This is a genomic window from Nesterenkonia sp. Act20 (genome assembly GCF_019173455.1).
Taxonomy (GTDB): domain Bacteria; phylum Actinomycetota; class Actinomycetes; order Actinomycetales; family Micrococcaceae; genus Nesterenkonia.
The window spans coordinates 110,680-129,062 of the sequence record NZ_JADPQH010000002.1 but is presented as its reverse complement, the minus strand read 5'-3'; the positions used below and the strand labels follow the sequence as shown (position 1 = coordinate 129,062).

Genomic DNA, 18,383 nt, shown 5'->3' with positions numbered 1-18,383 from the left:
CCCACCCCATACAAAAACTCCTCCTGCATCGATCTGTAGGCGAAACGAGGCGTCACTCTCCCATGGCTCTTTCCGGTCTGCGCACGGCACTGACGGCGAACCCCTCCTATAAGCGGGTGGCCTCAGCCGCCGCACACCCGGCAGCGGAGCGCACCGAGGAGCTGCAGATCTCCTCGACCACGGGGCTGCGTCCCGCGCTGATCGCGGAGATCGCCGCTCAACTGCGCGGCACCAGCGACACCGGCACGCTGCTGGCCGTCACCGCCACCGACCGCGAAGCAGAGGAGCTGGCCACCTCGCTGGCCGCCTACGCCCCCGAGGCCGCGGTGGCGCACTTCCCCTCCTGGGAGACCCTGCCCCATGAACGGCTCTCGCCGCGCTCAGACACGGTCGGGCGGCGCCTCGGGGTGCTGCGCCGGCTTGCGCACCCGGAGCAGACCGGTGGAGCGCTCGACGTCGTCGTCGCCCCCGTCCGCGCCGTGGTCCAGCCGCTGGTCGCCGGGCTCGGGGACCTGGCTCCGGTCCGGCTGAAGGTCGGGGAGTTCGCCGACTTCGATCAGACCGTGGCGGAGCTGGCCGATGCCGCCTACTCCCGCGTGGACATGGTCACCCGGCGCGGCGAGTTCGCCGTCCGCGGCGGAATTCTCGACGTGTTCCCTCCGACGGAACCGCACCCGGTGCGCATCGAGTTCTTCGGCGACGAGGTCGAGCAGATGCGCTGGTTCGCCGTGGCCGACCAGCGGTCCCTGGACACTGAGTCCACCGAACACCCCGAAGTCCTCGACGCCGCGCCCTGCCGTGAACTGCTGATCACCGACGCTGTGAAGGCCCGCGCCAAGGAGCTCATCTCACAGATGCCGCATGCCGCGGATCTGCTCACCAAGCTTGCCGAGGGCATCGCTGCGGAGGGCATGGAATCCCTCGCCCCGGTGCTGGTGCCCGAGATGGTGACCTTCGTCTCCCAGCTGCCCGCCGGATCGCTGACCGTGGTGATCGAACCCGAGAAGACCCGCGGCCGCGCCCACGACCTGGCGGCCACCAATGAGGAGTTCCTGGCCGCCGCCTGGTCCGCAGCCCCCGACGGCGCCGCCGCACCGCTGGACGTCAGCGGGGCGCAGATCGGCAGCGAGCAGCAGGGCCTCTCCGCAGGGGGCTTCGCCAGCCTGGCCGAGACTCGCGAGGCCTCGATCGCCCACGGCGCCGGATGGTGGTCGATGACCTCGCTGGGCCTGGACGAGGAGCTCGAACAGGACGCCGACATCGTCTCCATCGACTCCCGCGAGCCCATCGGCTATCGCGGCAGCGTCGAGGATGTCATGACCTTCCTCGCCGAGCGCGCCAAGGCGAACTGGACCGTGGTGGTCACCACTGCCGCGGCGGGCTCCGCCCAGCGCGTCTTCGAGCTGCTCACCGAACACGAAGTCCCCTGCGTCCGGGTGGACACTCTGGAGGAGGCTCCGAGCTCCGGCCGGATCACGATCTCCACGGCGAATGTCTCCGAGGGCTTCGCCGTGGACCCGCTGCAGCTGGCGCTGCTGACCGAGTCCGAGATGCTTGGGCGGTCCATCCGCCAGGACTCCGGCTCCGCGCGGAAGGTGCCGGCCCGGCGTCGTCGACATGTGGTGGACCCGCTGGCGCTGAAGCCCGGGGACTATGTGGTCCACGAGCAGCACGGCATCGGCCAGTTCGTAGAGCTCATCCAGCGCAAGGTCGGCTCCCCGCAGGCGATCAAGTCAGGCACCGCGGGGATCCGCGAGTACCTGGTGCTCGAATATGCCGCCTCCAAGCGCGGCGGCGCCAAGGACCGGCTCATGGTGCCCACCGACCAGCTCGACCAGGTCTCGCAGTACGTGGGCGGGGAGGCGCCGTCGCTGTCCAAGATGGGCGGAAGCGACTGGTCGCAGACCAAGCGCAAGGCGAAGAAGGCGGTCAAGGAGATCGCCGGCGAGCTGATCCGGCTCTACGCGGCACGCATGGCGTCCCGCGGACACGCCTTCGGCCCCGACACCCCCTGGCAGGGCGAGCTCGAGGACGCCTTCCCCTACGCCGAGACCCCGGATCAGCTCACCGCCAGCGATGAGGTCAAGGCGGACATGCAGCGTGAGATCCCGATGGACCGGCTGATCTCGGGTGACGTGGGCTACGGCAAGACCGAGATCGCGATCCGCGCCGCGTTCAAGGCGGTCCAGGACGGCAAGCAGGTCGCCGTGCTCGTGCCCACCACGCTGCTGGTCTCCCAGCACTATGAGACCTTCACCGAGCGCTACGCCGGGTTCCCGGTCCGGGTGGCCCCGCTGTCCCGGTTCCAGACCGCGAAGGAGTCCAAGGAGAACCTCGCCGGGCTGCGTGAGGGCAGCATCGACATCGTCATCGGCACTCACCGGCTGCTCTCCAAAGAGGTGGAGTTCCATGACCTGGGGCTGGTGATCATCGACGAGGAGCAGCGCTTCGGGGTCGAGCACAAGGAACAGCTCAAGAAGATGCGCACCAATGTGGACGTGTTGGCGATGTCGGCCACGCCCATCCCACGCACCCTGGAGATGTCCATGGCCGGGATCCGGGAGACCTCCACGCTGGCCACCCCGCCCGAGGAGCGCCACCCGGTGCTCACCTATGTGGGGCCCTATACCGATAAGCAGGTCTCCGCCGCGATCCGTCGCGAACTCATGCGCGAGGGCCAGGTGTTCTTCGTGCACAACCGGGTCTCCTCCATCGACGCCACCGCCGCCAGGGTCCGCGAACTGGTCCCGGAGGCGCGCGTGGAGGTCGCCCACGGGCAGATGAGTGAGTCCCGGCTGGAGCAGATCATCCAGGACTTCTGGGAGAAGCGCTTTGACGTGCTGGTCTCCACCACGATCATCGAGACCGGTCTGGACATCTCCAACGCCAACACGCTGATCGTGGACCGAGCCTCGACCTACGGGCTCTCCCAGCTGCACCAGCTGCGCGGCCGCGTGGGCCGTTCCCGGGAACGCGCCTACGCGTACTTCCTCTACCCGGCGGAGAAGCCGTTGGGCGAGGTGGCGCTGGAACGGCTGCGCGCCGTGGCGGCGAACAACGAGCTCGGCGCCGGCCTGCAGCTGGCCATGAAGGACCTCGAGATCCGCGGCGCGGGCAACATGCTCGGCGGCGAGCAGTCGGGTCACATCGCCGGGGTCGGCTTCGACCTGTATCTGCGTCTGGTCGGTGAGGCGGTCGCGGACTACCGCGGCGATGAGGAGGAGACCTTCACCGAGGTCAAGATCGAGCTGCCCATCAACGCCCACCTGCCGCACGACTACGTGCCGGGGGAGCGGCTGCGCCTGGAGGGATACCGGAAGCTGGCCGCCGCCGACGCCGAGGAGAAGATCACCGAGGTCGTCACCGAGTGGCAGGACCGCTACGGGGACCTGCCCGATCCGGTGACCAACCTGATCGAGGTGGCGAGGTTCCGCAACCGCGCGCGGGCGGCGGGGATCCACGACGTGGGCACACAGGGCAAGTTCATCCGCTTCGGCCCCGTGGCGGAGCTCGCCGAGTCCAAGACCATGCGCATGGAGCGGATGTATCCGGGCAGCCAGCACAAGACCTCGATGAAGCAGGTGCTGATCCCCAAGCCCAAGACCAGCGGGATCACCGGGGTGGAGCTCACCGACGGCGAGCTGCTGGCCTGGTTGAATCAGGTCTTTGAGGCGATCTTCCCACCGGTCTGAGGCGCGCGGCGAGTCCGCTGGTGCCGGGGCGCCGCGAGGGGGAGCCCGTTGAGCGGGAGCTTCAGCGGCGTCCGGTTCACCAGCACGCCGATGCCCCAGCAGATCAGCAGCGCCGCGAGGGTGCGCAGGGGCGGATTCTCCAGCTCGACCAGGCGCAGCAGCAGGTAGAGCACCAGGGCATGGAGGAAGACCACCAGCGTGGCCGTGCGCACCAGCTCCGAGATGACGACGCCGACCCCGCGCCCCCAGCGGGACGGCCCGGTGCGCCCCTGACTCGTGCCGCCGAGCAGGGCGTGCACGGTGGTGGAGAAGATCAGCACCAGCCCGACGCTGATCAGCAGCGCCAGCGCGGGGGAGAGCAGGAACGTTCCGAAACCTGACCATTTGAAGTTCATGGTCTGCGCCCCGGCGATCACTCCGAAGAAGCCGACCGCCGCACAGGCCAGTCCGATCCAGGGCTTGGCGGGAAGATTATGGCCGCGCGGAGTGCGCATGAAACGGCCGAACCAGTGCCCGGCGAACATGAATGCCATGCATGCCGGCGCCAGACCGATGCCCAGCGGGGTGTAGGCCATAGCGGAGTCCGGCAGCTGGACCACGGTCAGGCCGCCGAGGCTGACCAGCACGCCCACCCACCACGGCGCCGCGAGCACTGCGCGCAGCAGCAGTGCGGCGAAGAACAACACGGAGATGAACCAGAAGGCCAGGAACGGCATATCGGTCTCGGCCCCGCCGATCAGCGCACCCGTGATCGTGCCGGGCTCGAAGGGCCACGGACTGTGCTCCATGGCGAGCACGGCGCCGCTGAGCAGCACCAGCCAGACCGCATAAGGCAGCGCGAGGGAGCGTCCTCGGATGCGCAGCTCGGCGGTGAAGCTGCGCGAGGTGGAGAAGAAGAACCCCGCGAGGAAGAAGAACAGCGGCATGCGCCAGATCTGCAGGTAGGCCTCGCCGGGCATGCCTGGCCAGGCGTGACCGATCACCACCGCGGCGACCGAGATCACGCGCAACAGATCTATGCCGAGATTCCGACTGCCGGAGACAGGGGGAGCCGGAGTGGTCATAGCAGCAGATCAGTCCCGCATGTTCAGCGGACGTGCGGCTCCGCAGCCGACTCACGCGAGGAGGTGGCGCGCGATGCCATGGCATCCAGCGGCTCGCCGTGCTCGCCGTGGAGGTCCTGCTGTTCCAGGGAGTCGGAGCGACCGATGATCTCCTTGGCGACGAAGAAGGCACCGCCGTAGAGACCGATGAAGATCAGCCCCGGAATCCAGACCTGGTCCAGGTCCCAGAAGTTCAACGCCACGATGGAGCCCACGAGCATGAAGAAGACGAGGAGGAACCCTGCGAAGTTTCCTACGAAGTTGCCCTGGCCCGAGTAGGCCTTGACCTTGCCGTTGCTGATCATGTGCTCCCCTTAGGATGCGATACGGGCTGCGCCAGAGGTGTTCTCAGTAACTCCCGGCAGCACCGGATGTGCTGGAATCTCTGTGTCCCACGATATCAAGAGAGGAGCTCGCTCCGATCCGTGTGGCGCCAGCGGCGACCATGGCGGCGGCGTCGTCATAGCTGCGCACCCCACCGGAGGCCTTGATCCCGAGCCGACCACCGACCAGTGCATGCATCAGCTCAATATCGGCCAGCGTGGCTCCTCCACCGGCGAACCCGGTGGAGGTCTTCACGAAATCTGCGTCTGCGGTCTCGGCGGCCCGGCAGACCAGTTCCTTCGCGGCCTCGGTGAGCAGCGCAGTCTCCAGGATCACTTTGAGGATGGCGCCGCCTGCATGGGCGGCGTCAGCCAGGGCGCGGATCTGAGCTTCGACGTACTCCTTGTCCCCGGCGTTGGCGGCGGCGATGTCCACGACCATGTCGACCTCTTCGGCGCCGAGCTCCACGGCCTCCACGGTTTCCGCCAGCTTCGAGGCGGTGGTGGTGGCGCCCAGGGGGAAGCCGACCACCGTGCAGGTCTTCACCGGGCTGCTGGCGAGCTCGGCGGCGACCAACGACACCCAGCGCGGATTGATGCACACCGCGGCGAAGGAGTGATCCTTGGCTTCGGTGATGATGCGGCGGATGGTGGCTTCATCGGTGTCCGGCTTCAGCGCCGTGTGATCGATCAGCGGCGCCATCTCGGCGGGGGACGGGGTCTGGATCATGATGGTGTTCCTCAAAGTCAGGGGTCGGGATCTCGTCGGGAAGTCGAGGAGCGCTCAGCTGAGCATGTTCTCCATGGCCTCGCGCAGCGCATCGAGACGCTGCCCGGCCTTGGCGCGGGCTTCGGTGATGACCTCAGCGGCGGCGTCGACCCCGGGGGTCTCCGCCACGGCCTCGAGGTAGCACTTGACCTTGGGCTCGGTGCCGGAGGGGCGCACGATCACCCGGTCTCCGGCTTCGGTGAGATAGATCAGCGCGTCGGTCTTGGTGGCCTCGTTCAGCTCGGACCCGGGCAGCGGGTCCTGCGTGAGGTCCAGTGACTTGACCACCGGGGAGCCTGCGATCTCGGTCGGCGCTTCGGCGCGGAGTCCGGCGGTGACCTTGCCGAGTTCGGAGAGGTCACTGACCCGGATGGTGACCTGGCCGGTGACGAAGACGCCGGCTTCGGCAGCGATCTCGTCGAGGGCATCGATCAGGCTGACCCCGCGGGACTTCAGCGAGGCTGCCATCTCCGCGAAGATCAGCGCCGCCGAGAGGCCATCCTTGTCCTTCACATGGGCCGGGTCTACGTTGAAGCCGATTGCCTCCTCGTAGCCGAAGCTCATGTTCTGCACCCGCGCCAGCCACTTGAAACCGGTCAGCGTGGCGGCATGTCCGACCCCGCGCACCTGGCAGAGTCGTTCCAGCAGTCTCGAGGACACGATGGAGTTCGCCAGCACGGGGGCCGCGTCGGGAGTCTCGGTCCGCTCCGGGGTGGGGGAGTTCAGCACCTGCGGGCGCAGCGGGCCGCGCTCGAGCAGGTGGCGCCCCAGCAGGGCTCCGATCTCATCGCCGGAGAGCTGGCGCCAGTTCTCGGTGCGCTCGTCATAGACGGCGGCGGAGAGGCGGTCGGCGTCGGGATCATTGGCCAGGACGATGTCCGCGGCCTCGGACTCCGCGGTCTTCAGCGCCAGGTCCAGGGCGCCGGGCTCCTCCGGGTTGGGGAATGCGGCGGTGGGGAAGTCCGGGTCGGGCTTGTGCTGCTCGGCCACCGGGGTCAGCGTGAATCCGGCCGCGCGCAGCAGGGAGGCCACCATCTCGCCGCCCACACCGTGCATCGCCGTGTAGACCACGTGCAGGTCACGCTGCGGGTAGGCCTCGGTGTCCAGGAGCTCCAGCGCCTCGGCCTCGTAGCTGCGGCGCGCCTCATCGGTGACCTGGTGCACGGGAGCGGTCTCCGCTGCTGTGCCCTGACCGCTGCCGGCAGCGCCGTCGGCGGAAGCGGGCTGGGAGGCGTCGTTCTCGGCTTCGGACTCCGCCAGCTCAGCGATCCGCGCGGCGATCTCACGGTCCACCGGGGGAACGATTTGCGCGCCCACGCCGAGTCCGTCGGGTTCCAGGAAGCGGGAGAGCTCGCCGCCGAGGTAGACCTTATAGCCGTTGTCCTGCGGGGGATTGTGGCTGGCCGTGACCATCACCCCGATCTCCGCGTCGAGCACCAGCACCTGGCGGGCGAGAAGCGGGGTGGGACCGGGACGATCGAAGAGATGGACCTCCCAGCCAGCCGCGGAGAAGATCTCCGCCGTGTCGGCGGCGAACTCATCGGACTGGTGGCGGGCGTCGAAGCCGATCACGATCTTGCGGGCGGTCTGCAGCGCGTCCTGCGGGTTGTCCACCTGCTTGCGGGCCTCGGCGAGCTTCTCCTCCGCGTAGCTGAGCATCCCGGCAGCGGTCTGTCGCACCACGAGTCGGTTCATCCGCAGCGGGCCCGCCCCGAGCTCGGCGCGCAGTCCCGCGGTGCCGAAGGCAAGGCGTCCCGCGAAGCGACGCTCCAACTCCTGGTGCGCTTCGGCATCGGAGTTCTCGGCACGCTGCAGCAGGTCCTGCAGGGTGGCGCGGGTGGCGGCGTCGGGGTCGGCGTTGATCCAACGGCGAACCTCGCCGAACAGCTTCTCGGTCATGATGCTCTGCTCCATCTGAAGAGGTGGACTATGTGGGTGCTGGTGGTGCTGGCGATCAGGGGCGCGACTGCGGTGTTCAGCTCCAGGCCCGCGGTGATCAGGGGCTGAGAACCCGCCCGATGATCTTGGCGAGCAGGGAGGAGATCCGCGGTGCGGCTTCACGGCCGGCTTCGAGCACCTCCTGGTGGCTCAGGGCCTCAGGGGAGATGCCGGCCGCCTGGTTCGTCACCAGGGAGATGCCGAAGACCTCCATGCCGGCGGCGCGGGCGGCGATGGCCTCGAGTGCAGTGGACATGCCGACGAGGTCGGCTCCCAGGGTGCCCGCCATCGCGACCTCGGCCGGGGTTTCGTAATGCGGGCCGGGGAACTGCGCGTAGACGCCCTCGGGAAGCTCGGGATCGATCTCCCGTGCGAGCCCGCGCAGGCGGGAGGAGTAGAGGTCCGTCATGTCGACGAAGTGCGCGCCGCGCAGCGAGGAGGTGCCGGTCAGGTTCAGGTGATCGGAGATCAGCACGGGAGTGCCCGGGGCCCACGCAGGGTTCAGCCCGCCGCAGCCGTTGGTGAGCACCATGGTCTTGGCGCCGGCGGCGGCCGCGGTGCGGACGCCATGGGCCACGGCGTCGACGCCTCGGCCCTCGTAGTAGTGGGTGCGCGCACCGATGACCAGCACATGCGCCCCGGACGCAGTGCGGATGACCTTGAGCGTGCCGCTGTGTCCGGAGACCCCGGAGGAGTGGAAGCCCGGCACGTCCTGTGCATCGACCTCGGCGACCAGATCGCCGAGCTGGGCTGCGGCCTCGCCCCAGCCTGAACCCAGGGTGCAGGCCAGATCGATCGAGTCCACGCCGACCTGATTCAACAGCGCCCGGGAGGCCTCCTCGGCGAGGAGATTGGCCGGGGCCGTCGGATCATTGGTCGGGGTCAGTTCCGGGTGCGCCACCATGTGCTCGCCGGTCTGGGCCATGGGCTGGGTCTGGGATATGTCATCACTCACAGGATCCAATCTACCGTCTGGGCTGGACACGTGGGGCGTCTGGGGTGGACGTATGAGACGTCTGGGCAACACACCTGGGGCGGCCGGGCCGGCGTCGTCCGCGCGCGGGGTATGACATTGTGCGGGGAACTGGGCAGAATGGGGGCCGTGACTTCCACTAACTCGCACAGCCGCTTCGCCCCTGACCGTATCGCCATCCTGGGCGGTGGTCCCGGCGGCTATGAGGCCGCCATGGTCGCTGCCGACGCTGGCGCCGAGGTCACCATCGTGGAGGAGAAGGGGATGGGCGGCTCGGCCGTGCTCACCGACGTCGTCCCTTCCAAGACGCTGATCGCCACCGCCGACGCCATGCGCAGAGTCAACCTCTCCACCGACTTCGGAGTGCGCTTCGGAGAGGGCCGGGGCGATGAGGCTCACGCCTGGGCGGACTTCTCCAAGGTCAACGAGCGTCTGCTCAAGCTCGCCAAGAGCCAGTCTCGGGACATCCACTCGACGCTCGAGTCCTACGGGGTGCGGGTGGTGATCGGTCGCGGCAAGGTCCTGCCCCCGCACAACATCGAAGTGACAACGGGTGCTCACGAGGGCGAGGTCATCGAGGCCGATGCCGTCATCGTCGCCACCGGAGCGCATCCCCGTGAGCTCCCCTCCGCGGTGCCGGACGGCGAACGGATCTTCAACTGGACCCAGGCCTATAACCTCACGGAGGTCCCCGAGCACATGATCGTGGTCGGTTCGGGGGTCACCGGTGCCGAGTTCGCTTCGGCCTACCGCCGGCTCGGCGCGCAGGTCACCCTCGTATCCTCCCGCGAGCAGGTGCTGCCCGGAGAGGATTCCGACGCCTCCCAGGTCCTCGAGCATTCGTTCGCGCGCGTCGGGGTCCACGTGGCCTCGCTGACCCGCGCGGAATCCGTGCAGCGCACCGAGAACGGCGTCGAGGTCAAGCTGACCAACGGAAAGGTGCTCGAAGGCTCGCACTGCCTGATGGCCGTCGGCGGTGTCCCCAACACCACCGGACTCGGGCTCGAGGAGTGCGGCGTGGAGATCTCGGAATCCGGGCATGTGCAGGTGGACACCGTCTCGCGGACCACCGCCAATAACATCTACGCCGCCGGAGACTGCACCGGGGTGATGCCGCTCGCCTCGGTGGCGGCGATGCAGGGACGGGTCGCCGTCGCTCATATGAAGGGTGAGAGTGTGAAGCCCCTGAAGCTGCACCAGGTGGCCTCGAACGTGTTCACCTCGCCGGAGATCGCCACTGTCGGCGTCACCCAGGACCAGGTGGACTCCGGCAAGTACCAGGCCGACGTGGTCAAGCTGGACCTCGCCACCAACGCCCGCGCGAAGATGATGAACATCCGCGAGGGGTTCGTGAAGATCTTCTCCCGCAAGGGTTCGGGCACGGTGATCGGCGCCGTGGTCGTCGCGCCGCGAGCCTCCGAGCTGATCTTTCCGCTGGCGCTCGCGGTCACCCATAAGCTGCATGTGGACGACGTGGCCACCACCTTCACGGTCTATCCCTCCCTGACCGGTTCGATCTCTGAGGCCGCTCGTCGCCTTCACCTCCACGTCACCGACCCCGAGGACTGAATCCCGCATGACCAGACGCTCACCCGCCGGTCCGGAACGTCCTCCACGCACCGGTCAGGTGCGCACCCCCACGGACGCCTTCGCCGAGCAGTACTATGAGCGGCTGCTCGCGCTGAACCCCGAAGAGGCGACCGTGCTCGGACGGCCCGGGGTGGAGACGCAGTACGCGGACTACTCGCCGGCGGGCCGCGAGGCGATGGCCCAGATGCAGCGTGACGCTCTGGCCCAGCTCAGCGAGCTGATGCCGGTGGATTCCACCGATGAGGTCACGCTGCATGCTATGGCTGAACGGATCGGCCTGGAGGTCGCGCTGCACGAGACCGGTCGCACCGAGTTGAACAACCTCGCGTCGGCGCCGCAGAGCGTCCGGATGGTGCTGGAGCTCATGCCCGCCGAGACCGAGACCGACTTCGGGCACATCGCCGGACGGCTGAGCAACCTTCCCGCCGCACTCGAGGGTTATTGGGAGTCGCTGCAGGAGTCCGCACGGCGGGGTCACGTGCCCGCCCGCCGCCAGGTCCAGGCCGTCGCCGAGCAGTGCAGGAGCTACTCGGAGCACGACGGCGCGCTCTCCGGCTATCAGCGTGACGCCCGGGCCGCTGAGGTCAGCGTCGCGACGCAGGCGGCGATCGCGGCGGGAACCTCGGCCGCGCAGGAGGCTTACCGGCTGCTCGCCGAGCGGCTGGAACGCGAACTGTCGCCGCAAGCTCCGGAGGCCGACGCCGTGGGCGTCGAGCATTACCGGCTCGCCAGCCAATACTTCACCGGTACCGCGCTCGATCTCGAAGAGACCTATCGCTGGGGTCTGCAGGAGCTGGCCCGGATCGTCGCCGCCCAGCAAGAGGTGGCGGCAGCGATCAAGCCAGGCGCCAGCATTGAGGAGGCGAAGGAGATCCTCAATGCGGATCCCGCGCGCCAGCTCGTCGGCACCCAGGCGCTGCAGCAATGGATGCAGCGTCTCTCCGATGAGGCCGTGGCGGCGCTGAAGGATGTCCACTTCGACATCCCCGCGCCGATGGACGTGCTCGAGTGCATGATCGCCCCGACGCAGGACGGTGGGGTCTACTACACCGGACCCAGCGATGACTTCTCTCGACCAGGACGGATGTGGTGGTCGGTCCCGCCCGAGGACGAGTGCTTCAGCACCTGGGCCGAGACCACCACGGTCTACCACGAGGGGGTCCCCGGCCATCATCTGCAGATCGCCACGGCCACCCTGGTCAAGGATCGGCTGAACTCCTGGCGCCGCCACGGCAGCTTCGTCTCCGGCTTCGCGGAGGGGTGGGCCCTCTACGCCGAGGAGCTTATGGCGGAGCTCGGCTTCCTCACCGATCCCGGGGACCTGATGGGCATGTATGACATGCAGCGGATGCGCGCAGCACGTGTGATATTCGACATCGGAGTCCACTGCGGATTCGACGCCCCGGAGGAATGGGGCGGCACGGTGTGGACTCCTGAGCTGGGAAAAGAGTTCCTCCGCGCCCACCTGCCGATCTCGGCCGCTCAGCTGGACTTTGAGTTCACCCGGTACCTCGGCTGGCCGGGCCAGGCGCCGTCGTATAAGGTCGGTCAGCGTGTCTTCGGGCAGATCCGCGCGGAGCGTGAGGAGGCCGCACGCACCGCAGGCGAGGACTTCGATCTGCGAGCCTTTCACACGGAACTATTGGAGCTGGGAATGATCGGGTTGGACACACTGCGTTTCGCGATGCGGCCATGAGACTGTTCTCCGGCCGAAGCCGAGACTTCTCCGCACGCCCCTCTGTCGAAGTGGAGGGAGGCCGCCTCGAGCTGCGCCCGCTGCGCATGGCCGATGAGCATCGCTTCATGGCGCTGCGCGTGATCAACACCGACTGGCTCGCCCCCTGGGATGCGACCACTCCGGAGAACCCGGCCCCGCGCAACTCCTCGGCAGGATTCAAAGACATGGCGCGCACGCTCATCCGCGGCGCCCAGGCGGGCACCCACCTTCCCTGGCTCATCTGGTTCACCCCCGTGGGCAAACCACCGCTGCTCATCGGCCAGCTCACCGTGGGCCCCATCATCGGCGGCTCCGCACGCACCACCTCACTGGGCTACTGGCTCGATGAACGGTACGCCGGACGCGGGCTGATGACCTTCGCCGTGGCGCTCGCGGTGGACCACCTGTTCTTCGAGCGCGGACTGCACCGGGTGGAGATCACCGTGCGTCCGGAGAACATCGCCAGCGTGCGTGTGGTGGAGAAGCTGGGCTTCCGCGAGGAGGGGATGCGCCTGCGCTTCCTGCACATCGATGGCGACTGGCGCGATCATCGCAGCTTCGCGCTGACCCAGGAAGAGATAGGCGAAGGACTCGTGGCGCGTTGCCGCGGATCACAATCCGGCATCGGATAAGCTCGCCCTGTACTTCACACAGGTCAGGGGGCCGGAGATGCTGGGCATTGCACACACCGAGAGCGCGTTCCTCGCTGCGGTGGAGGGCCTGCCCATCCCGTCCTCTGCGCTGATCGCGCTGATCGCCGTGCTCTTCCTGGGGACGCTGGTTCTGCGCGGACAGCGGCAGGACAGCAGCTACGCCGCTGCTGCGCAGGCCTCCTCCGAGGAGACTCCGATCACCGCCGCCCACCCCCACATCCACCGAGGGGCGAACATGTCCGCGAACACCGAATCTTCCCCCGGCACCGGTCACACCGAGAGCGCCGAGAGCCGTACCGAGAGCGCCACGGCCGAGACCCCAAGCCCCGTCACCGCGCCGAGCACCCCGGCATCCACCGAGTCCACGGACCGTGCCAGCACCGGATTCCACCTGCACTGGGGCCGCATCACCGTGGCCCTGATCGGTGTGCTGGCTCTCCTTTCCGCCGTCGTCACCGGCATTCTCACGCCGCTGACCGCGCTGCCGGTCGCAGTGCCGCTCGCCTCCGGCGGAGTCTTCCTGCTCGCCCTGGTGACCATGCGCACCATGGCCGTGGTGCGTCGACGCAGGAGCCGACGTCGTCGGGTCCAGGCGGCCATCGACGAAGCTATGAATCCACCGCAGGCACGCCCTTGGGAATCCACTGCAGACAAGGGCCTGTTCGACGCGCTGAGCGCCGATGAGCGCGGCGCCGGCGGACCGAACTCTCTGCAGCAGATCGACGAGGACGGCCTCCCGGTGGGCCTCGAGCGGACCTTCAGCCCCGAACATGCAGATTCCGGCCCCGTGCTGGGCACCGCGGCCGAGCCGATCGGGCCTTGGCAGCCGCGCGCCGTCCCTCGTCCGAAGTACCTGGACCTGGACAAGGCCGAGCGCCTGGAACCGGCGCCGCTGCCCGTGGAGGCCCCCGCACCCACCAGTGACGCCAAGCTCACCCAGCGTCGATTCGTCGAGACCCCTGCCGCGGCGGAGGAGACGCCTCCGCAGGAGGATTCACTGAACCTGGACGAAGTGCTCAAGCGCCGGCGCGCCTGATGTCCCACGGCATGACCTCGGCGGAGCTGGAAGCCAAGCAGCTGGCCTTCATGGAGTCCTATGACGCCCATTCGCCGGTGGCCGAGGCCATCCAGCACACCGGCGTCTACGCCACCAGCGTGCACCTGGAATCCCTGCAGCACCGCCCCGGCGCAGGAGTCACCGGAATCTACCGTGTCGCCACCGGTCGCCCGGTCGTCCCGCGCGGAGGCCCTTCGGGGTCCTATACCGAGACCTCGGATCACGTGGACGAGCTTTACGTGGGCATGACCACGGAGCCTGTCTCCGCCGAGGCAGACGGCCTGGTCCACTCGCACAGCCCCTACGGGAGGCTCTCCATCTGGCAGCACCCGCTGGACCCTGCGCTGCCAGGGCTGCGGGTGGCCACCGACCCCGCGTCGGTGCGCCGCGTCTGGGGCGAGGGTCGAAACCTGGTCAGTCTGGAGACCATCAGCTACCGTCCGCTGCGCCGGGCAGTGATCGCGGCCCAGTTCGACGACGGCGCCCGGCTGTTCCTCAAGGTGCTGCGCTCCCGGCGCGCGGATCAGCTGCACACGCGACACCGGCTGCTGCTTGACGCCGGGGTGCCCACCGCCGTGCCGGTCCGGGAACCCGTGGACGATGTGGTGGCGCTGCGCGAGGGTCCGGGGGAGTCGCTCGCCGAGTACTTCCTCGCCGATGGTGCCGCCACGATCTCGCCCGGTCAGTTCATCGAGCTTCTCGACCAGCTTCCGGCCAAGGTGATGACCCTGCCCGCGAGGGACGCCTGGACCGACCGACTCTCGGCCTACGCCACAGCGGCCAGCTCGGCGTTGCCGGGGGAGGCCGACCGGATCCGTGCCCTGGCGTCGCATATCGCCGCGGCGCTTCCCAAGACGGACCGGGGCCAGGTGGTCCCCACCCATGGCGACTTCTACGAGGCCAATCTGCTCATGCACGAGGGCCGGGTCTCCGCGCTTCTCGATGTCGATTCGCTGGGACCCGGGCACCGGGTGGATGACCTTGCGTGCTTCCTGGGCCACTTGGCGGTGCTGCCTGCGGTGGATACCCGATATGTGCATGTGCCCGCTGCGTTCCAGCGCTTCGCGACGGGGTTCGCCGCCACGGTGGACCCCCGGGCGCTGAGAGTGCGCACCGCCTCGGTGGCGTTGTCTCTTGTAGCCGGCGCCCGCGATGCCCGCGGACAGTCCTGGCAGAAGCAGGCGGAGCATCGGCTCGCCTGCGCCGAGGCAGTGGTGGGACTGCGCGCGCCCACCATCGACCTGCCGGCCTGGCCGGAGCTCTAGGTGTATTGACTGAAGAGTGCGATCGAGGACGTCACTCTCCCCACCGGTGCACCGGTCTGGCATCCTCCGGGGGCTCTCCGACCTCGTGGATGGTGTGACCGCTGCAGGCGACCTTGGTGACGCTGGCCCGCTCGATGCGTTCCACGGCGAACCACCGCATCGCATCGCGCAGGCAGCACCACCCGACCAGGTACCACCGGCCGCTCGTGGAAGCGAACAGCACCGGCTCGACGGCACGGGTGGTCGTGGTGCCGTCTCGTGACGTGTAGCGGATGCGAACTCTACCAGCTGCTCGGCCATCGCTTCCTCGAGTGCCGATCTAACGGCGCGCGATGACGAAGAAGGCGCATTGACCCAGACGCGGTGGGCCAGCTCGTCGGCTTGCGCTCGGGTCTTCGGATCGAGGACGTCCATGATCTTCCGGATGCCAGCTGCAGCCAGATCCGCATAGGGAGCGTCTGGTGCGGCGGATACAGCTGCCAGGAGCGCCACTGCCTGCGCCGAGGAAAGGGTGACGGGGGGCAGAGACGCGCCTTTGGCCAGTCCATATCCACCACCCGGGCCGGGGCGAGACCAGATCGGCGCGCCGCTGTTCTCCAGCGCCTCGAGGTCTCGCTTCACCGTCCGCACCGACACCTCAAACTCTCTCGCCAATCGTCCAGCGGAGATGCCCCGCGCGCCGCTGCGACGCAGCATCTCGGACAGGGCATAGAGACGTTCGGCTCGCCTCACGGTTCAGGCCTGTCCAAATTCATGACATAAATCATGACACACTGTTGTCGATTTCGAGGGGGAGGGTTGTCATATCAGAACTACTACGAGCAGTCCGACCATCGTCCTCATCGCCGGCCATTGGCTGGGAGCATGGGCCTGGAACGAAGTCCTTGAAAACCTCGAAACCGACCACACTCGCGCAGTCGCGATGACTCTGCCTGGTCTCGACGGCGGTGACACCAACCGCGCGGCGAAGACTCTCGACGATCAGGCAGCATCGATCCGAGATGTCATCGCTCAGCACGGCGATCAACCCGTGATTCTCGTCGCGCACAGCGGGGCCAACGCCCCTGTCAGCCTCATCCTCGACAGGCACCCCGAGCTTGTCTGCCGGGTCGTATGGGTCGACTCCGGCCCCGTGGCAGATGGCAGCGTTTTCGCCCCTGACTTTCCGGAGGACCTCGAAGAACTGCCGTTGCCGTCGTTCGGAACCCTCGGGCAGCAGGCGAGCCTCGAGGGCCTGAACGCCGAGGCCCTCGAGCAATTCCGGGAGAGGGCTGTCCCAGAGCCTGCCCCAGTGCTGCGTCAACCCGTCGAGCTCGCGAACGAGTCCCGCCACAGAGTCCCGACGACCCTGGTGTGCTGCTCGATCTCGGGTGAGCAGGTGATGGAGCTGGTCCAGGCAGGGCACCCCATGTTTGCAGAGGTCGCGAATCTCGACGACGTCGACATCATCGACCTCCCCACGGGGCACTGGCCGATGTGGAGCCGACCCCTCGACCTCGCCGAGGTCCTTCGGTCGGCGGTCAAGCCCGCGCTCTAGGCCAGACTCAGCTGCGCATCCGGCGCTTCAGCCGGGTCAGCTTCCGGCGCAGGTCCGCAGCAGCCTCTGCCTTGCCCTGACGCATGAGAGCTTCAATCTGTCCCTCGAGTGCATCGGCCATGAGCGAGGGACTCGCTTCACGCTCATCGGTGGACATCCGGAAGATGGTCTCCGCCTCATCGGCGCGTCCCATCTCCAGCAGCACCTTGGCGGCGAAGACCTCGGCATCGCCTGCGGCGTCATCATCTCCGGCCTCCACGAAGAGGTCTGCCGCCTCCAAGCCTGCCGCCACGGCCTTGGTGCCCTCACCCAGGGCGGTCCACCCGCGGGCCAGTGAATCGGTGATGTCTGCACGCTGCCAGGTGGTGCCGTGCTCGGCCGCCAGGGCCAGCGCCCGGTCCAGGTGCGCGATGCCGGCCTGGTCCTCGGCGCGGGTCAGCAGGTGACCGAGTGAATGCAGGGCCTGCAGCAGCACCAGCGGGTCCATGTCCTCGGTGCGCTCGACCAGCTTGAGACCCTGCTCGTAGTGGCTGCGTGCCAGGTCGAGGCGCTCAAGGGAGGCGGCGAGGGCCCCGGCGGCCAGGTGCGCGCGGGCGGCCTCTTCAGATTCCTGGACCTCGAGGAACAGCTCGGCGGCTTCATTCCAGTGCGACATCGCCTCGACGGGCCGGCGCAGCTGGGTGACCGCGTGGCCGAGTCCCATCAGCGCACGCGCCCGGGTGGAACGGTCTTCGTCGGTGCCGGCCAGGCGCACGGAGAGCGCGTCGAGCACCTTCTCGGCCTCTGCATGGTCCTCCAGCTCCAGGAGCTGCTGCCCGAGTGCCAGGCTGAGCAGCCGGGATTCGCTGAACTCTCCCAACTCAGCCTGCTGGACGGCGATCCTCCAGGCCATGACCGAGGCCTCGCCGTCGTCCTCTTCGCTCGTGAGCCCGCCCAGCAGTGCCGCGGCAGAGGCGGCGCCCTTGCGCACCTGCGCCGCTGCGTAGAGCTCCACCGAGCTCAGTGCTGCCTCGATGGCCTCGGAATTGCGGTCCTCATGGTGGTGGATCGTCGCCTGCAACATCGCCATCGCACCGCGGACTGCGCGGTTCGTAGGGGCGGCGAGCACCAGCTTCGCCGTGCTCAGCGACTCCTCGGGCTCGCCGCAGAGCAGCAGGGTATGCGCCAGGAACATCCGCGCCCCAGCAAGCGCCTCGGGGTGGTCCAGCTGCTCCAGGATGGCGCAGGTCTCGCGGACCAGCGGCAGCGTGGCCTCGGGGCCCTCGTCCTGGAGCCGGCGCACGGCCAGGGAGGAGAGCACATCGGCGAGCTCCACGGAGGCAGTTCCCGCGGCGTCGTCTTCGGCGCGCAGGTCCTCGGCGACACGGGCGAGGATCTCGCCCTCGACCCGGTCGGGCTCGCGCAGCAGCATCGGTCCGAGGTCCTCCTCGACCCGGGCCTGACGGGACCGGCCCAGGCTGCGCAGGAGCTCGATGCGCTGGGCGCAGAAGGGGGCCGAGGCCTCGGAGTCGCCCCGCATCTCATGGACCCCGGCAAGGATCCGCAGCAGCATCAGCTGATTCTCCGGTTCATCGCCGCCGGGAGAGCGCAGTCCCGCCTCAGCGGCCTCGGCGGCTCCGCGGTACCGCTCGCCGTAAGCGCCCTCATAGGCGAGATCCAGCCACCCGCGGGCATCGTGCGCGGGCACAGCCGTCCCCCCGGCGGCCTGGATCAGGGCCGTCAGACGCGGAAGCAGCGGACTCGTCATCTGCACCAGAGTATCCCCG

13 protein-coding genes and 1 pseudogene are annotated in these 18,383 nt (G+C 68.4%); 7 read left to right on the top strand and 7 right to left on the bottom strand.

The genetic code is table 11. The features are described from left to right. Positions 1–62 precede the first annotated feature (62 nt). A complete protein-coding gene (gene mfd / locus IY716_RS10235) occupies positions 63–3,692 on the top strand; it encodes a transcription-repair coupling factor (protein ID WP_218221615.1) in 3,630 nt (1,209 codons plus the stop codon). On the opposite strand, the gene IY716_RS10230 is transcribed toward mfd, so the two are convergent. The 5 genes from IY716_RS10230 to IY716_RS10210 form a co-directional block, all read right to left on the bottom strand. Then, the gene (locus IY716_RS10230) at positions 3,659–4,756 is read right to left on the bottom strand and encodes an acyltransferase family protein (RefSeq protein WP_218221614.1); all 1,098 of its coding nucleotides are present in this window, start codon (positions 4,754–4,756) and stop codon (positions 3,659–3,661) included. The two genes, mfd and IY716_RS10230, sit on opposite strands and share 34 nt — an antisense overlap. Before the next feature lie 23 nt (positions 4,757–4,779). Further along, the gene (locus IY716_RS10225) at positions 4,780–5,100 is read right to left on the bottom strand and encodes a hypothetical protein (RefSeq protein ID WP_218221613.1); all 321 of its coding nucleotides are present in this window, start codon (positions 5,098–5,100) and stop codon (positions 4,780–4,782) included. A 43-nt stretch (positions 5,101–5,143) separates the two neighbouring features. After that, on the bottom strand, positions 5,144–5,848 hold the full coding sequence (gene deoC, locus IY716_RS10220; RefSeq protein WP_218221612.1) for a deoxyribose-phosphate aldolase: 705 nt from the start codon (positions 5,846–5,848) through the stop codon (positions 5,144–5,146). Between the two features lie 54 nt (positions 5,849–5,902). Continuing rightward, the gene (locus IY716_RS10215) at positions 5,903–7,786 is read right to left on the bottom strand and encodes a phospho-sugar mutase (protein WP_218221611.1); all 1,884 of its coding nucleotides are present in this window, start codon (positions 7,784–7,786) and stop codon (positions 5,903–5,905) included. Between the two features lie 97 nt (positions 7,787–7,883). Continuing rightward, positions 7,884–8,729, bottom strand: a complete 846-nt coding sequence (locus IY716_RS10210) for a purine-nucleoside phosphorylase (protein ID WP_218222177.1) — start codon at positions 8,727–8,729, stop codon at positions 7,884–7,886. A gap of 189 nt (positions 8,730–8,918) precedes the next feature. Here IY716_RS10210 and IY716_RS10205 point away from each other — a divergent pair, with 189 nt between their 5' ends. The 5 genes from IY716_RS10205 to IY716_RS10185 are packed head-to-tail and all read left to right on the top strand — an operon-like array spanning position 8,919 to position 15,080. Continuing rightward, a complete protein-coding gene (locus IY716_RS10205; RefSeq protein WP_218221610.1) occupies positions 8,919–10,367 on the top strand; it encodes an NAD(P)H-quinone dehydrogenase in 1,449 nt (482 codons plus the stop codon). A 7-nt stretch (positions 10,368–10,374) separates the two neighbouring features. Continuing rightward, complete coding sequence (locus IY716_RS10200; protein WP_218221609.1) at positions 10,375–12,084, top strand: DUF885 domain-containing protein; 1,710 nt, start codon at positions 10,375–10,377, stop codon at positions 12,082–12,084. Beyond that, positions 12,081–12,737 (top strand): GNAT family N-acetyltransferase, encoded by a 657-nt coding sequence (locus IY716_RS10195; RefSeq protein ID WP_218221608.1) that lies wholly within the window; start codon positions 12,081–12,083, stop codon positions 12,735–12,737. The genes IY716_RS10200 and IY716_RS10195 overlap by 4 nt, the downstream gene beginning before the upstream one ends. Positions 12,738–12,774: 37 nt before the next feature. Then, on the top strand, positions 12,775–13,794 hold the full coding sequence (locus IY716_RS10190) for a hypothetical protein (protein ID WP_218221607.1): 1,020 nt from the start codon (positions 12,775–12,777) through the stop codon (positions 13,792–13,794). Between the two features lie 11 nt (positions 13,795–13,805). Beyond that, a complete protein-coding gene (locus IY716_RS10185) occupies positions 13,806–15,080 on the top strand; it encodes a phosphotransferase (protein ID WP_218221606.1) in 1,275 nt (424 codons plus the stop codon). A gap of 31 nt (positions 15,081–15,111) precedes the next feature. Here IY716_RS10185 and IY716_RS10180 read toward each other — a convergent pair. Further along, positions 15,112–15,776, bottom strand: a pseudogene (locus IY716_RS10180) (helix-turn-helix transcriptional regulator). A 109-nt stretch (positions 15,777–15,885) separates the two neighbouring features. Between IY716_RS10180 and IY716_RS10175 the strand changes: the two are divergent. Beyond that, positions 15,886–16,617 carry an alpha/beta fold hydrolase gene (locus tag IY716_RS10175; protein ID WP_218222176.1) on the top strand — a complete coding sequence of 244 codons (732 nt, stop codon included), beginning with the start codon at positions 15,886–15,888 and terminating at the stop codon, positions 16,615–16,617. Between the two features lie 7 nt (positions 16,618–16,624). On the opposite strand, the gene IY716_RS10170 is transcribed toward IY716_RS10175, so the two are convergent. Next, positions 16,625–18,364 (bottom strand): hypothetical protein, encoded by a 1,740-nt coding sequence (locus IY716_RS10170; RefSeq protein ID WP_218221605.1) that lies wholly within the window; start codon positions 18,362–18,364, stop codon positions 16,625–16,627. Positions 18,365–18,383 lie beyond the last annotated feature (19 nt).

What these genes read in the sequence shown, in the direction of transcription:
- mfd (WP_218221615.1), top strand. Translation starts at nt 63, where the DNA reads ATGGCTCTTTCCGGTCTGCGCACGGCACTGACGGCGAACCCCTCCTAT.
- IY716_RS10230 (WP_218221614.1), bottom strand. Translation starts at nt 4,756, where the DNA reads ATGACCACTCCGGCTCCCCCTGTCTCCGGCAGTCGGAATCTCGGCATA.
- IY716_RS10225 (WP_218221613.1), bottom strand. Translation starts at nt 5,100, where the DNA reads ATGATCAGCAACGGCAAGGTCAAGGCCTACTCGGGCCAGGGCAACTTC.
- deoC (WP_218221612.1), bottom strand. Translation starts at nt 5,848, where the DNA reads ATGATCCAGACCCCGTCCCCCGCCGAGATGGCGCCGCTGATCGATCAC.
- IY716_RS10215 (WP_218221611.1), bottom strand. Translation starts at nt 7,786, where the DNA reads ATGACCGAGAAGCTGTTCGGCGAGGTTCGCCGTTGGATCAACGCCGAC.
- IY716_RS10210 (WP_218222177.1), bottom strand. Translation starts at nt 8,729, where the DNA reads ATGGTGGCGCACCCGGAACTGACCCCGACCAATGATCCGACGGCCCCG.
- IY716_RS10205 (WP_218221610.1), top strand. Translation starts at nt 8,919, where the DNA reads ATGGGGGCCGTGACTTCCACTAACTCGCACAGCCGCTTCGCCCCTGAC.
- IY716_RS10200 (WP_218221609.1), top strand. Translation starts at nt 10,375, where the DNA reads ATGACCAGACGCTCACCCGCCGGTCCGGAACGTCCTCCACGCACCGGT.
- IY716_RS10195 (WP_218221608.1), top strand. Translation starts at nt 12,081, where the DNA reads ATGAGACTGTTCTCCGGCCGAAGCCGAGACTTCTCCGCACGCCCCTCT.
- IY716_RS10190 (WP_218221607.1), top strand. Translation starts at nt 12,775, where the DNA reads ATGCTGGGCATTGCACACACCGAGAGCGCGTTCCTCGCTGCGGTGGAG.
- IY716_RS10185 (WP_218221606.1), top strand. Translation starts at nt 13,806, where the DNA reads ATGACCTCGGCGGAGCTGGAAGCCAAGCAGCTGGCCTTCATGGAGTCC.
- IY716_RS10170 (WP_218221605.1), bottom strand. Translation starts at nt 18,364, where the DNA reads ATGACGAGTCCGCTGCTTCCGCGTCTGACGGCCCTGATCCAGGCCGCC.